Annotated in this window: 11 protein-coding genes; 8 read left to right on the top strand and 3 right to left on the bottom strand. The window is 65.5% G+C overall.

The features are described from left to right. The first annotated feature begins 27 nt into the window (after window positions 1-27). Window positions 28-1281: a porin gene (locus NI18_RS05940; RefSeq protein ID WP_306286255.1), complete on the top strand. Its 1254-nt coding sequence runs from the start codon at window positions 28-30 to the stop codon at window positions 1279-1281. 220 nt (window positions 1282-1501) lie between these two features. Next, on the top strand, window positions 1502-3169 hold the full coding sequence (locus NI18_RS05945) for an MFS transporter (RefSeq protein WP_031395000.1): 1668 nt from the start codon (window positions 1502-1504) through the stop codon (window positions 3167-3169). A 54-nt stretch (window positions 3170-3223) separates the two neighbouring features. On the opposite strand, the gene poxB is transcribed toward NI18_RS05945, so the two are convergent. Next, window positions 3224-4972 carry a ubiquinone-dependent pyruvate dehydrogenase gene (gene poxB, locus NI18_RS05950; RefSeq protein ID WP_037528740.1) on the bottom strand — a complete coding sequence of 583 codons (1749 nt, stop codon included), beginning with the start codon at window positions 4970-4972 and terminating at the stop codon, window positions 3224-3226. 357 nt (window positions 4973-5329) lie between these two features. Between poxB and NI18_RS05955 the strand changes: the two genes are divergently transcribed. After that, entirely contained in the window at window positions 5330-7891 is a 2562-nt protein-coding gene (locus NI18_RS05955; RefSeq protein WP_037528741.1) for a TonB-dependent receptor, read from the top strand. Between the two features lie 48 nt (window positions 7892-7939). Here NI18_RS05955 and NI18_RS05960 read toward each other — a convergent pair whose 3' ends face one another. After that, a complete protein-coding gene (locus NI18_RS05960; protein ID WP_037528743.1) occupies window positions 7940-9226 on the bottom strand; it encodes a glycoside hydrolase family 130 protein in 1287 nt (428 codons plus the stop codon). 194 nt (window positions 9227-9420) lie between these two features. Here NI18_RS05960 and NI18_RS05965 point away from each other — a divergent pair, with 194 nt between their 5' ends. From NI18_RS05965 to NI18_RS05975, 3 genes are read left to right on the top strand one after another with little or no spacing between them, the layout of a single operon-like run. Then, window positions 9421-9759 (top strand): iron transporter, encoded by a 339-nt coding sequence (locus NI18_RS05965; protein WP_128082093.1) that lies wholly within the window; start codon window positions 9421-9423, stop codon window positions 9757-9759. Then, window positions 9756-11309, top strand: a complete 1554-nt coding sequence (locus NI18_RS05970) for a PepSY-associated TM helix domain-containing protein (protein ID WP_037528746.1) — start codon at window positions 9756-9758, stop codon at window positions 11307-11309. Before NI18_RS05965 ends, NI18_RS05970 begins: the two co-directional genes overlap by 4 nt. Next, complete coding sequence (locus NI18_RS05975) at window positions 11302-11577, top strand: hypothetical protein (protein ID WP_128082094.1); 276 nt, start codon at window positions 11302-11304, stop codon at window positions 11575-11577. Before NI18_RS05970 ends, NI18_RS05975 begins: the two co-directional genes overlap by 8 nt. A 147-nt stretch (window positions 11578-11724) precedes the next feature. Here the strand turns inward: NI18_RS05975 and NI18_RS24145 are convergent, their stop codons facing one another. Then, the gene (locus NI18_RS24145; protein WP_128082095.1) at window positions 11725-12336 is read right to left on the bottom strand and encodes a hypothetical protein; all 612 of its coding nucleotides are present in this window, start codon (window positions 12334-12336) and stop codon (window positions 11725-11727) included. A gap of 110 nt (window positions 12337-12446) precedes the next feature. Between NI18_RS24145 and NI18_RS05985 the strand changes: the two genes are divergently transcribed. Together NI18_RS05985 and NI18_RS05990 are read left to right on the top strand one after the other, a co-directional pair. Then, the gene (locus NI18_RS05985) at window positions 12447-13115 is read left to right on the top strand and encodes a response regulator transcription factor (protein WP_031439081.1); all 669 of its coding nucleotides are present in this window, start codon (window positions 12447-12449) and stop codon (window positions 13113-13115) included. Then, window positions 13112-14428, top strand: a complete 1317-nt coding sequence (locus tag NI18_RS05990; RefSeq protein WP_037528750.1) for a sensor histidine kinase — start codon at window positions 13112-13114, stop codon at window positions 14426-14428. Before NI18_RS05985 ends, NI18_RS05990 begins: the two co-directional genes overlap by 4 nt. Window position 14429: the final 1 nt, after the last annotated feature.

A 14429-nucleotide genomic window follows, 5' to 3' on the forward strand; every position in this document is an offset into this window, starting at 1 on the left:
GACCGGTGGAGCAACCAGGAGGTCGGGATGAGACGATCGGTATTCACGACGTTGCTGCTGGGCACGGCCCTTGCCGGGCTGACGCCGGGCGCCGCCTTCGGCCAGACCGCGCGAGAGGCGGAACTCGAAGCACGGCTCAAGGCGCTCGAAGCAGCGGTCCAGGACCTTCGCGGTGAGTTGACCGCAGCGCGTGCAACCGCCGCCGCGGCCCCGACTGTGCCCCCACAGACCGCCGTCGCTGCGTCACAGGTGACGGCGCCGGCCGCATCGCCCGGCGGATCGCCCGGCGCGACCAATGTGGCCCAGGCCAAGCCTGTCGCAACAAATTCGGCACCGACCGATGGTTTTCGCATGGGGAACACGACGGTCAAGCTGGGCGGCTTCGTTCGCCTCAACGCCATTGCCAGCCGCTACAGCGGTGGCGAGGTCGCGGTCGGGGGGCTGGGCAAGGAGTTCTTCCTGCCGCAGCAGATTCCGGTCGGCGGCGGGTTCTCCAGCCAGGACCTGTTGCTCTCCGCGCGCCAGACCCGCCTGCAGTTCAGCACGGCAACCCCGATGAACGGTACCGACATAAAGACGCTGGTGGAGTTTGATTTTGCGCTCGCGACGGCGCCGGTCGGTGCCCAGCGCGCGACCAACCCCTACACGCCCACTTTCCGCCGTGGCTTCATCGAATATGGCAATCTGCTGGTCGGGCAGGAATGGTCCACCTTCCAGAACATCGCGGTGCTGCCCGAGACGACCGATTTCGTCGGCCCGCTGGATGGCACGGTGTTCAACCGCCAGGCGCTGATCCGCTACTCCATCCCCTTGCGAACCGGGCTGACGTTGCAGGTCGCGGTTGAGAATCCCGAAACGGAAACGGCGCTGCCCGCCAATGCGGCGCTGGTCGACACGGATGACGACCGCCTGCCGGACGTGGTGGCACGGCTGAACTGGAAGTCGACACTGGGCGATTTCGCACTGGCCGGCATCGCGCGCGAATTGCGCACCGATACGCTGGGCCGCGGCGATACCGCCTTTGGCTGGGGCGTTTCCGGGTCCGGGAAAATCCCAATCGGCAAGCGTCACGACCTGCGTTTCATGGCGACCTACGGCCAGGGCATCGGCCGGTATCTGGGATTGGGATATGTCCCCGACGCGATCTACGGCGGCACCGCGACGCAGCTCGAGCGGATCGACAATTTCGCGGGCTTCGCGGCACTGCGTATCGGCTGGACCGATGCGATCCACTCGACGCTGATGGGCAGCTACCAATCGGCCGATTATCCGGCGGCGTGATCGTCACGGGGCTGGCCAATGCCAAGTCCTATGGCGGCGCTGCAACCTGTTCTGGTCGCCGGGCAAGGGCTTCGACATCGGCGTCGAATATCGCCACGCCGTCCGCGAACTGGTTTCGGGTGATACCGGTGCGCTCGACCGCATGGAATTCGCCTTCAAATACGGGTTCTGATCGCCCGACGCTTAAAAATACCACCGCTCCACTTGAGAGGATACCGCCATGGCAACGACAACAGGGGACGCATCTCCCCTTGGTCACGTGAAGCAGAGCCAGCCACTGATCATTATCGCATCGTCGCTCGGCGCGGTGTTCGAATGGTATGACTTCTATCTCTACGGGCTGCTCGCGACGATCATCACCGCGCAGTTCTTCTCGGGCGTCAACGAGACGACCGGGTTCATCTTCGCGCTCGCGGCGTTCGCAGCGGGGTTCGCGGTGCGGCCGTTCGGTGCGCTGGTATTTGGGCGGATCGGCGATGTCGTCGGGCGCAAGAACACCTTCCTCGTCACGATGGCGATCATGGGCCTGTCGACGTTCCTCGTCGGCCTGCTCCCGAGCTATGCCTCGGTCGGCGTCGCCGCGCCGATCGCGCTGGTCGTGCTGCGGCTGCTGCAGGGCCTCGCGCTCGGCGGCGAATATGGCGGTGCTGCGACCTATGTCGCCGAGCATGCGCCCGACAAGAAGCGTGGGCTGTTCACCAGCTTCATCCAGACCACGGCGTCGCTCGGTCTGTTCGCCGCCCTGCTGATCGTGATCGGCGTGCGCACGCTCGTCGGCGAGGAGGCGTTCGCGGCTTGGGGCTGGCGCATCCCGTTCATCGTCTCGATCGCGCTGCTCGCAGTGTCGCTCTGGATCCGGATGCAGCTCGAGGAGAGCCCGGTGTTCCAGAAGATGAAGGAAGAGGGCAAGACTTCCAAGGCACCGCTGACCGAGGCGTTCGCCAAATGGGGCAACCTCAAGATCGTGCTGATCGCGCTGTTCGGTGCGGTCGTGGGGCAGGGCGTCGTGTTCTACACCAGCCAGTTCTACGCGCTGTTCTTCCTCGAGAAGAACCTGCGTGTCGACGGGCCGACCACCAACATCCTGATTGCGATCGCGCTGCTGATCGCGACGCCGGCATTCATCTTCTTCGGCTGGCTGTCGGACAAGGTCGGGCGGAAATGGATCATCCTGACCGGCTGTGCGCTCGCCGCACTGACCTATATGCCGTTGTTCCACGCGCTGTCGAAGGCGGCCAACCCCGCGCTCTATGCCGCGCAGCTGTCGTCGCCGGTCAGCGTCGTCGCCAACCCCGACGAATGCTCGGTACAGTTCGATCCGGTCGGCAAGAACAAGTTCGACAGCAGCTCGTGCGACATCGCCAAGTCGTATCTGGCCAAGGCGGGCATTTCCTACACCAACGTCGTCGCACCGGCGGGCACGGTCGCACAGATCCACATCGGCGGCGCGACCATTCCGGTCGTCAATCCGGCGATCGTGACAGGGGCCGATCGTACTGCAGCGATCAAGGCGTTCGGGGCCGAGGTGAAGACCGCACTGACCGCGGTCGGCTATCCCGAAAAGGCGGACCCGGCGCAGATCAACAAGCCGATGGTCGTCGCGATTTTGGTCCTGCTCGTGCTGTACGTGACGATGGTCTATGGCCCGATCGCCGCGCTGCTGGTCGAATTGTTCCCGACGCGAATCCGCTACACGTCGATGTCGCTGCCCTATCATATCGGCAATGGCTGGTTCGGCGGGTTCCTGCCGACCGCGGCCTTCGCAATGGTCGCGGCGACCGGGGACATCTATTACGGGCTCTGGTACCCGATCCTGGCCTGTGCGGTCACCGCATTGGTCGGTCTGGTCTTCCTGCCCGAGACGTTCCGCCGCTCGCTGCACGGCTGAACGCAAGTATCGAGCAGTCCCGGGGTGCGGCAGCCGCCGCACCCCGGACCTGTTTCAGAAGAGCGTCTTGAACAGTCCGGCATTGGTCTTGCCGAGTTCGATGATCGAATCCCCACGACCACTCATCACCGCTTTCGCCATATAGAGCGTGAAGCCCTTCATCTGTTCGAGCGTGATCTTGGGCGGCATCGACAGTTCGGTGCGCGCGGTGACGGCATCGAGCAGCGCAGGGCCCGGATGCGCAAGCACCTCGCGGACGCCCGCCTCGACCTCGCCAGGGTCGGTGACGCGAACGCCGTGGAGTCCGATCGCGCGCGCCATCGCGGCGAAATCGGGATTGTCGAGCGCGACGCCGGTCTCGATCATCCCCGCCGCCTTCATCTCCATTTCGACAAAGCCGAGCGTGCCGTTGTTGAAGACGATGATCTTCACGGGCAGGCCGAGCTGCCGAACGGTCAGCAATTCACCCATCAGCATCGCGAGGCCACCGTCGCCCGACAGGCTGACGATCTGACGGCCGGGATAGGCGGCCTGCGCGCCGATCGCCTGGGGCAGGGCGTTTGCCATCGAGCCATGGTTGAACGACCCGATCAGTCGGCGGCGGCAGTTCATCTCGAGGTAGCGCGCTGCCCAGACGGTCGGGGTGCCGACATCACATGCAAAGACGGCGTCGTCGCTTGCTAGGTAGCTGACGACGCGCGCGACATGCTGCGGGTGGATCACGCCGCTGCCCGGGGTGCCGGTCGCGAGCTCGTCCAGGCCTTTGCGCGACTTGGCGTAATCCTCGCGTGCGTCGCGCAGGAAGGCGCCGTCGCGCTCGCGTGTCAGCAGCGGCAGGACATGGTCGATCGTCGCGCCGACGTCGCCGACCAAGCCGAGGTCTATCGCGGTACGGCGGCCGAGATTTTCGGGCCGCAGGTCGATCTGCGCCACCTTCGCCTTTTCCGGATAGAATTGGCGGTAGGGAAAATCGGTGCCGAGCATCAGCAGCGTGTCGCAAGCCATCATCGCGTCATAGCCGGACGAGAAGCCGATCAGCCCGGTCATGCCGACATCATAGGGATTTTCATATTCGACGAATTCCTTGGCGCCGAGTGCATGGACGACCGGTGCCTGGAGCACGCCGGCAAGCGCGACGAGTTGCGCATGCGCCCCCCGACAGCCGCGACCCGCAAGGATCGTCACCTTGCCGGCGTCGTTCAGCAGCGCGGCAAGGCTGGCGAGCGAGGCCTGATCGGGGATGATCGTGGCCGCTTCGGGCAGCAACGCGGTGCGGGATCGGGCGATAAGGCCCGTGGTCGTGCGCAATGCAACATCGCCCGGCATCGCGACGACCGCGACGCCACGATGGCCGACCGCGGCACGGATCGCTGTGTCGAGCGTGCGCGGCATCTGATCGGCATCGGAGATCGTCTCGCAATAGACGCTGCATTCGCGGAACAGCGCTTCGGGACGGGTTTCCTGGAAATAGTTGGAGCCGATTTCGGCGCTCGGTATCTGCGCCGCAATTGCGAGCACGGGGACGCGGGTCCGGTTGCAGTCGTACAGCCCGTTGATCAGATGCAGGTTGCCCGGCCCGCAGGACCCGGCGCAGACCGCGAGCTTGCCGGTCAGTTGCGCTTCGGCGCCGGCCGCGAAGGCCGCCGCTTCCTCGTTGCGAACGTGCACCCATTCGATCGTTCCGCTCCGCCTGAGCGCTTCGGTGAGGCCGTTCAGGCTGTCGCCGGCCACGCCATAGATTCGCTCGACGCCGGCAAGCTCGAGCGTCTCGACGAACAGGTCGGCGATCAGGGTCTTGGGCATCGGGCGTCTCCGGGTCTCGAAAAAGGGTGAAGGTCGAGGCCTCAACGCGTCCCGGCGGCAAGTGACGCGGCGAAATCGCGGAATCGAACCTGGGAGCGGTACGGCCGGATCGTTGCAGAAATGTAACAAGTTCAAATTTTCGGTTGGAAAACGCGCGCAGATACGATCTCGTTACCCTGAATAGGTTGCATTCAAAATTTGGAGACCCGAGCATGCGCAACGGATCCCGGCAACATGCCGGGCCCATGACAAAGGATTGATTTCGGCACGGCCAGTATTGCGTGAGCAAACGACGTAAATCGTCGATGGACTTGGGGGAAGGATCCGAAAAGGCGCTCACCATTCGGGGGTAGCCTAATGAAGATCGCTCATCATATCTCGCGTCACGCCTTGATCGTTGCCGTTGCTGCTGGGGGGCATGTTTCGGCCAGTGCCCAAGAGCTTGCCCAGACGACAAACCCCGCCACGGTAGGATCGGCCAGCCCGCCGACAAGTGATGCGTCCGCCGACATCCCCGACGACATCATCGTGACGGGGACGCGTGTGACCGGTATTACTGCCGCCGAAAGCGCGGCGCCGATCAAGGTGCTTGATGCCGACATGATGAGCCATGTCGGCCAGCCCAATCTGAACCAGATCCTGACGCAGCTGGTCCCGTCCTTCACCGCGCAGGCATTTGGCGGCGACACCGCGAACCTGACGCTTTCCGCGCGGTTGCGCGGGCTGAGCCCCAACCACACACTGGTGCTCGTCAATGGCAAGCGCCGGCATGGCACCGCCAACCTTGCGGTGCTCGGCGGGCCCTATCAGGGGGCCGCGACCGCGGATCTCGACCTGATCTCCCCCTCGTCGATCAAGCGGATCGAGGTTCTGGAAGACGGCGCGGCGGCGCAATATGGCTCGGATGCGATCGCCGGGGTGATCAACATCATCCTCAAGGACGGCGGTACGGGCGGCGATGGCTATGCGACCGCGGGCGAGAATTACCAGACGGGCGGGCGGACCTATGCCGGGACGCTGCATCTCGCGACCAAGATCGGCGAGGACGGGTTCCTCAACGTGACCGCATTTCACCGCTATCACGACTTCACGCAGGTCGGCGGGCTCGACCGGCGGGTGACGGACGGTGATGGCAAATTGCTGACCGGCACGACGTCGCCGGCGCTAAGTCCCCTGCAACAGCAACTCTACCCCAATATTTCGGGCTTTCCGTACGTCAATCGCATCAACGGCGATGCGCAATCCCGCCTTACCAACCTGCAATTTAACAGCGCCTACGACTTCGGCGCGGCGGAGGTTTACAGTTTCGGCACCTATTCGAAGCGGATCGCCAGCGCGTACGAAAATCTGCGCGTACCGACGCGGGTCTCGCGGACGGTCGGTGGGGTCACGACCTATTTCGATCCTGACGGCGACAGCCCGGTCAACGGCTTTTCACCGCGCGAAAAGATCCGCGAGGACGACATGGCGTTTACCGGCGGGGTTCGCGGACTGCTGAGCGGTTTCACTTACGACCTGTCGACCAGTTTCGGGCAGGACAAGAACCTGATCTACACCGTCGATTCCGCCAACGCCTCGCTCTACGCGGATACCGGATTTACGCCGACGAGCTTCTATAACGGCTTCTTCAAGGCGACCGAGTTCACCGCGAACGCCGATGTCACCCGCGAGATCGCGGTGGGCATGGCGGCCCCGCTGAACCTCGCATTCGGCGCGGAGTATCGAAAGAACGTGTACGAGATCGGCTCGGGCGATGCCGCATCGATCTACAAGGAGGGCGGGCAATCCTATCCCGGGTTCCGGCCATCCGATGCGGGCGTGAACGGCCGCAACAGCCAGGCGGCCTATGTCGATGTCGCGATGATGCCAATCGACGGGCTGAAGGTCGATGTCGCCGGACGCTATGAACATTATTCCGATTTCGGCAGCAAGTTCATCTACAAGGGGACGAGCCGGTACGACTTTTCGGGTGCGTTCGCGCTTCGCGGCACGGTCTCGACCGGGTTCCGGGCGCCGACGCTCGCGGAGTCCTATTATTCCGCGACCAATGTCTCGCCGACGTCCGCGTTCGTGCAGCTGCCGGCCAATTCCGCCGCGGCCAAGCTCCTGGGGTTTGCCAATCTCAAGCCGGAGAAATCGACCAATTTCAGCCTTGGGACCGTGCTGCGCCCGGCACCACGCCTGACGATCACGATCGACGCCTATCAGGTCAAGATCCGCGACCGCATCCTCGGGACCGGCTCTCTGTACGGCAGCGGTGGTGCGACGAACTTCCCGATCGTGACCGCGGCCATTCGGGCGAACGGCAACATCCTCGACCCGACCGTCAACCAGACCGGGATCAACATTTTCACCAACGGCGCGGACACGCGGACGCGCGGCATCGATCTGGTGGCAAGTTACGTCACCGATCTTGCCGACTATGGCAAAGTGAACTGGATGCTGTCGGGCAACTATAACGAGACTAAGGCGCTCAGGCTGAATGCGGCGCCGGCGACGCTCGGCGGCATTCCGCTCTTTGACCAGGAGGCGATCAGTTATCTCGAGACGGCGTCGCCCAAGACCAAGGTGATCGGTTCGATCGTCTATGCGCTCGACAAGTTCGGCGCGACGCTGCGCGGGACCGTCTACGGCAAGACGACGGCGTATCTGACCCCGGATGGCGGCGCATATTATAAGCAGACGGTCGGGTCGGCGTTCATCGGCGATGTCGAACTCAACTACGATCTCACCGCCGCACTCAAGCTGTCGGTCGGTGCCAACAACCTGTTCAACAAGCGGCCGCCGACCGTCGGGCTGGTGCCGGGGTCGACCAACTCGCTGGTCAACGACGCCACTGTTCTCGACGGGCCGCTGACGTTCAGTCCCTACGGCATCAACGGCGGCTATTATTACGCGCGCTTCAATATCACCTTCTGACGAGATCGGGCGCGGCGCTCGGCGGCCGCGCCCGAACCTGCCTGCACGTCAGGCGGGGGCCATGACCGACAGGATATCATCGACCTGTGCGGTGGCGAACGCGGTATATTCGTCGCCGATCGCATAGGGCAGCAGGATGCGGCGCCCCTGCAACAGCCCGCCACAGCTATAGGTGACGTTCGGCACATAGCCGCCACGCTGCTCCGCGCTCGGGAACAGGAGCGGGGAGGGCGTGCGCGCCAGCACACGGCTGGGGTCCGCCTTGTCGAGCAGGCACGCGCCGATGCAATAGCCGCGGACCATGCCGACGCCGTGGGTGAAGACCAGCCAGCCCTCGTCGATCTCGATCGGGGATCCGCAATTGCCGAGCTGCACGAACTCCCATGGATATTTCGGCGCCATGATCGGCGTCCCGCGCTCCCAGGTGTAAAGATCGTCCGAGCGGAGCAGCCAGATCGTCTCGCTGTCCTGCCGCCCGAGCATCACGAACTGGCCATCGATCCGGCGCGGGAACAGCGCCATGCCCTTGTAGCCGGTCATGGCGCCGGCGAGGGGGCGCATTTCGAAGGTCCGCATGTCGACGCCGCGGAGCATTTCCTGCTGAACCTTGCGTCCGTCGAACGCGGTATAGGTCCCGATGATGCTGCGAACGCCGTCATGATCGGTGAAATTGACGAGGCGGAGATCCTCAACGCCCTGGCGCTGACTGGGCAGCACGGGAAAGATGACCGTTTCCGACGCGTCCTGGCTGTCGTCGCACAAGAGCCGGACCCAGCCATCCTGGTTGCGGTCGATTCGTGGCGGCACACCATGCGGGCTTGCCGGATCGATCACGAGGCGATCGTCGGGGCCCCATTCGCCAGTCCGGAACGTGACCGAGGAGATATGTCCTTCGCCGATGCCGCGCAACGACAGCACGAACTTGACGCTGCCCGTAGCCGATGCGGGTTCCTCGTCGATCCGCGCGATGCTCGGATTGAAAAGGGCCGCCGACTCGAACGCATATTCCTGACTGAAATAGGCGCCCAGCAGCAGGGCCTCGTCGGCGTCGATGTCGCCGATATCAAGCTCATCTTGAACCTCGGCAAAGCGGCGGCGGAAGACCTCATCGGCATTGCGATGCCGCTCCTCCATCGGTTTTGCGAGCAGTTCGACCATGCGTTTGCGCAGCGCGGGGTCGAGTGCCATCACCCGCTGCGCCACCGTTTGCGCGCGCGATGGACGGTTGGCCGCAAATGCCTCGGGATAGCTGAAGCTGAACGGGCGGATCACCGTTCGCGAAGGATCGGGCTTGAGTTCGATCTCAAGCTTCTTGAAGACGTTGGCAGCTTCCATGCGCGGACCTTTCATCGGGCGGCGTCCTGCATGCGCACACCCTTGCCCCGTTCAGCGATAGACCGCGCGTTTATATCCATGGATCGCATCGCCGCGGCGGATTTCCCCGTGACCTGCTGCTCTCGGACCTGACCGGAAATCGTCCAACAACTTTGCTATTGATAACCACTCGCAAACTTCTGTAGGGCATGACCATGCAGGCCACCCCGCAGCGCACGCCGGACCTAGGGCGAACGGCAACGTCGCCGCGGCGTCGGTTGCGTCCTGCGGTCGTGCCGATGATTGCCCGGATCGGGACCGCGCTGGTCGGTGGCTATGTTCTTGCCTCGGCGGTCGCCACGCTGATCGCGCGGCTGCTGCCAGTGGACCGTGCCGAGGCGACCAGCTGGGGAATGATCCTCTCGTTCCTGGTCTACGCAATCGCCGCGCTTTGGAGCTTTCACGGGCCACGCGTGATGCGCGTCATGCTCGGCATCTGGGGCGGCAGCGCGGCGATCGGCCTGGCACTGGCCTTGCTCGGGGTCCGCCCATGACGGCTGCCTTGCCGCTGCGGCAGAGCATGGCGTGGATCCATGGGTGGCTGGGACTGCTCGCGGGATGGCTGCTGTTCGCGATGTTCCTGACGGGGACGGCAAGCTATTTCCGGCCCGAAATCACTCAGTGGATGCAACCCGAAATCCGCGCGAGCACGGTGTCGCCTGCGCAGGCGGCGCAAGGCGCGATGACCTATCTGCAGCGGATCGGCGCGGGTGACGACGTCCAGTGGTTCCTCTATCTTCCCGATGCCCGCTCGGCAGTGACGCGCGTGTTCGAGCAGCGGAGTCCGACGTCGACGGCACCGCCACGTCCCGCCGAACTGACGCTCGATCCCCGCAGCGGTGAGCCGGTTCGTGCCCGCGAAACGCGCGGCGGCGAGCATTTCTATCGGTTCCACTTCCAGCTTCAGCTGCCCTATCCCTGGGGGCGCTGGCTGGCCGGACTGTGTGCGATGGTGATGCTCGCGGCGATCGTCTCGGGGGTGATCACGCACAAGCGGATCTTTGCCGATTTCTTCACGCTGCGCTGGAACAAGGGACAGCGCAGCTGGCTCGATGCGCATAACGTCTCGGCCGTGCTTGCGCTGCCCTATCACGCGATGATCACCTATACCGGGCTGATCACGCTGGTGGCGATGTACATGCCGTGGCCGGCGATGGTGAACTACAAGACGCCGCTCGATTACGGGGCGGTCGCATTCGGCATTCCGACCGAACGCGCCGCGACCGGCATTGCCGCGCCGCTGCTGCCGATCGGGCCGATGATCGAGAAGGCCGAAGCGGTGCTCGGCGCGCCTGCGACGCGGGTCGTGGTACGCCATCCGAATGATCGTGCGGCAACGGTGACGGTGTATCGGCATGCCGGCGTGTCGATCAATGCGCGGCTGCCATCGGTGACCTATTCGGGAAGCACTGGGCAAATGCTCGAGCGATCGGGCGGCACCGGGCCCGCGCTGATGACTGCGGGGGTGATGCTCGGTCTACACGTCGCGAGCTATGCGGGTACCGGGCTGCGCTGGGCCTATTGCCTGCTCGGCCTGACCGGCGCCGCGATGGTCGGTACGGGCCTGCTGCTCTGGACGACCAAGCGGCGGCGGCCGGGCGCGGCGCCGTTCCCGGGGCTGACGCTTGTCGAGCGCTTGAACATCGCGGTGATTGCCGGGCTGCCGGTCGGGATGGCAGCGTATCTCCTGGCGAACCGGGTGATTCCTGCCGATGCGGCCGGGCGCGCCGATGGCGAAGTCGCCGCGATGTTCTGGGCCTGGGGCGCGGTCGCAGTCATGCAGCTGGCCCGATCGCCGCGGCGCGCCTGGATCGAGAGCTTCGCGATCGGCGCCATCGCGTTTGCCGCAATTCCGGTCATCAATGCCGTAACGACCGCGCGCGGTCTGCCGGCCTCATTGCGTGGCGACGACCCGGTATTTGCCGGGTTCGACCTGACCATGCTCGCGATCGCCACCGTGCTGGCGATGGCGGCATGGCGTGTCGCGCAACTTCGTCCGGCGGCTCCGGTACGACGTCCTGCCCGTGGAGTGGTTCATGCTTGAAACGATCATCGTTGCACTGGCGGGCTGGATGCTGCTCGCGGCCTCCGCGTTTCGCTATCGCCGGGATCTCGGGATCACCGCACCCGGGACGATACGGCTGTTGCGGATCGCCGCCGCCGCCGCGCTGACGCTGGCGTTCCTGCGGTGCGGGGCGCCGGTCAGCGGCGAACGCGTCGTGCGGTTTCTGGGTGGTGGCTCGATCGCGGCGGTCATCATGGTCGCACGCTGTCGGTCGCGCCGATGTTCATTTTGCGGCCCGTCGTCCTGATCCTCGGCATGGCGCGTGCCCTACGACCTTCGAAAGACGAACACCGTACCGCTTCGGCCTGACGGCGGAAGCGGTACGGAGGGTGCCGGTCGTTCTCAATCGGCCTGAGGCCTCGATCCGCCACAGTTGTGGCGGATCGCAACCATCCTAGCGATTTACCGTGGCAGCCGGTGCGCGGGGTAGCGTTTGCGCGACGGGTGTGCCGACGGGTGCCGGTGGCGGCGTGACACCGGTTACGGATGGGGCGCAGCCTGGGACGGTGGACGGCGCCATTACACCGGGAGGGGCCAAGTTCGCGCCGCCCGGTGGCGGAGGCGGCGGACCATCGTGGCCGGGACCACCGGGGGCGCGAGGACCACCGGGGCCATGCGGCGGCGGCCCGCCCGCGACGATCCGCCCATTCGGATCGACCAGATAGGAGGCGCGCAGCTGTCCGTTGTCGTAGCGCCCCTGTACCGTCATCGTCGCGCCGGCGGTAACGCCATCACCGTTGCGGCCGGCATCGATCATCGTCCGCCCGGTTGCGTCCTGAAGGACGAAGCGGTCACCGAAGATCTCGACCACACGGCCCTTCACCGTCACCACGCCGCTCGTGCCCGACAGTCGGGCGATCGCGGTCGGCGTGGTGGGGGCCATCTCGATGCCGGGCCGCGTCAGCGATACGGCGCTGGCGCCGCCTGCGACGCCGACTGCGAGCAGGGCGGCAGCGGCGAGCCTCATCCGCGTTCCGCGGTTCAGTGTTTCCATCAAACGGGGCATTCATCGTCTCCTCTTCGTGTCGATGACCGGCTTCTAGGCGCCGCATCCCCACGCCCCGCTGAACTTCCCCGTTCAGTTTGGGTTTAGCGTGCACAGCTAGCGAGGTCGTCATGCGTATATTGCTCGTCGAGGACGATCCCGATCTCGGCCCCGCGCTGGCCAAGGCCTTGCGAGGCGAGAACTGCGCGGTCGATCTTGCCGCAAACGGCGTCGATGCGGGGCATCTGGGCGACACCGAGGCCTATGACGCCGCCGTGCTGGATCTTGGCCTGCCGGGCCGAGACGGCGTCACGATCCTGCGGGACTGGCGGGCGGCGGGGCGCGACCTTCCCGTGCTGATCCTCACCGCGCGCGACGGATGGTCGGACAAGGTGGCGGGGTTCAAGGCGGGGGCCGATGACTTCATGACCAAGCCATTCCGCGTCGAGGAATTGGTCATGCGGCTGCGTGCGCTGGTGCGCCGGGCGGCGGGGCATGGCGCCACGCGGCTCGAATGCGGCCCGCTCGCCTTCGAGACGCAGATCGGCCAGTTCGAGCTGGACGGTTTGCCGATTAAGCTGACTGCGCTCGAATGGCGGGTGCTCTCGGCGCTGATGCTGTCGAAGGACGCCGTGATCGAGCGGTTGGCGCTGATGGAGCGTGTCTATGAGGGCGATGCGGACGTCGATTCGAACAGCCTCGAGGTGATCGTAGGTCGCCTGCGCAAGAAGATCGGCGCGTCGCTGATCGATACCGTGCGCGGTCGAGGTTACCGGCTTGCGACGCCGATACCCCGATGACGCTGATCCCGCGGTCGATTCATGGGCGGATGCTCGGCCTTTCACTGCTCGCCACCCTCGTTGCTCTCGCGGTTGCGGGCGCGGCGATCGCCGGCGTGCTGCAGCGGTTCGTCACCCAGGGGCTCGACCAGCGGCTCGATGCCGAATTGTCCCTGCTTGCCGGTGCGGTCGATGGCGATGGGCGGATCGACCGGGCGCGACTGACACGGCTTCGTGGCCTGCTCGATGCCGGCCCTGGCTGGCAATGGCAGATCAGCGGTCCGGCACAAACAGTGAGTTCCGCCGAATTTCCGACGCTGCGGACGCCCGGCCCGGCACCGCGAGACGCGCTGCGCGGGGAAGGGGAGGCGCGTCCGCAACCACTGGAGGGACGCGACGGGGTCCATGCTCGACAGATTTCGATCGCGACCGACGCGGGGCCGGTGGTGCTGACCGCAGCGGCACCGCGCGACGTCGTCGCCCGACCGATCCAGGCGGCGGTGGTGCCGTTGCTCGCGACGCTCGGCATCCTTGGCATCTTGCTGGGAATTGCGACGCTGGTGCAGGTGCGGATCGGATTGCGACCGCTGCGCGCGTTGCGCGACGGTGTAGCCGCGATGCGCAGGGGGGCCGCCAGTGTGTCCGAAGCGCAGCCCGACGAGCTTCGTCCGCTCGCGATCGAACTGAACGCGCTCGCGCGGGACAATGCGGCGGCGCTCGCGACCGCGCGCGCGTCGGCGGCTAATCTGGCGCATGCGCTGAAGACCCCCGTCGCGACGCTTGCGCTAACGGTGCGTGACGATCCGGCCCAGGCGGCGCAGCTTGCACGGATCGACGCAACGATCCGGCATCATCTTGCCCGGGCACGCAACATCGCCGGCGGTCATGCGAGCCGCACCGCACTCGCCCCCGCGATCGCCGATCTGGTGTCGACGATCCGGCGGCTGAGGATGGAACGCGGCGTCGTGATCGATGCCGCGATCGATTCCGCGCTGCACGTCGCGGTCGATGCCGCGGATCTAGACGAGCTGGCGGGCAATCTGATCGACAATGCCGCGCGGCATGCGCGAACGACGGTGCGTGTCGCCGCGAGGGTCGATCAGGGCATGATCCGGCTCAGCGTCATCGACGATGGCCCGGGCATCGCGCTGGCGGACCGTCAGCGGGCGACCGCAGCCGGCGTGCGGCTCGACGAACGCGAGGATGGTCATGGGTTCGGCCTGGCGATCGCGCGCGAACTCGCGGCGCTGTATGGCGGCGTGCTGGTCCTCGACGATGCCGCGGGCGGCGGGCTCTCGGCTTCGGTCACATTGCCGATTGGTGCTGCCGTCTAGG

The sequence above is a fragment of the Sphingomonas sp. Ant20 genome, from assembly GCF_000783375.1.
GTDB lineage: Bacteria > Pseudomonadota > Alphaproteobacteria > Sphingomonadales > Sphingomonadaceae > Sphingomonas > Sphingomonas aerolata.

Excerpts from the sequence above, each read along its gene's own strand:
- NI18_RS05940 (WP_306286255.1), top strand. The coding sequence starts at position 28 with ATGAGACGATCGGTATTCACGACGTTGCTGCTGGGCACGGCCCTTGCC.
- NI18_RS05945 (WP_031395000.1), top strand. The coding sequence starts at position 1,502 with ATGGCAACGACAACAGGGGACGCATCTCCCCTTGGTCACGTGAAGCAG.
- poxB (WP_037528740.1), bottom strand. The coding sequence starts at position 4,972 with ATGCCCAAGACCCTGATCGCCGACCTGTTCGTCGAGACGCTCGAGCTT.
- NI18_RS05955 (WP_037528741.1), top strand. The coding sequence starts at position 5,330 with ATGAAGATCGCTCATCATATCTCGCGTCACGCCTTGATCGTTGCCGTT.
- NI18_RS05960 (WP_037528743.1), bottom strand. The coding sequence starts at position 9,226 with ATGGAAGCTGCCAACGTCTTCAAGAAGCTTGAGATCGAACTCAAGCCC.
- NI18_RS05965 (WP_128082093.1), top strand. The coding sequence starts at position 9,421 with ATGCAGGCCACCCCGCAGCGCACGCCGGACCTAGGGCGAACGGCAACG.
- NI18_RS05970 (WP_037528746.1), top strand. The coding sequence starts at position 9,756 with ATGACGGCTGCCTTGCCGCTGCGGCAGAGCATGGCGTGGATCCATGGG.
- NI18_RS05975 (WP_128082094.1), top strand. The coding sequence starts at position 11,302 with ATGCTTGAAACGATCATCGTTGCACTGGCGGGCTGGATGCTGCTCGCG.
- NI18_RS24145 (WP_128082095.1), bottom strand. The coding sequence starts at position 12,336 with ATGCCCCGTTTGATGGAAACACTGAACCGCGGAACGCGGATGAGGCTC.
- NI18_RS05985 (WP_031439081.1), top strand. The coding sequence starts at position 12,447 with ATGCGTATATTGCTCGTCGAGGACGATCCCGATCTCGGCCCCGCGCTG.
- NI18_RS05990 (WP_037528750.1), top strand. The coding sequence starts at position 13,112 with ATGACGCTGATCCCGCGGTCGATTCATGGGCGGATGCTCGGCCTTTCA.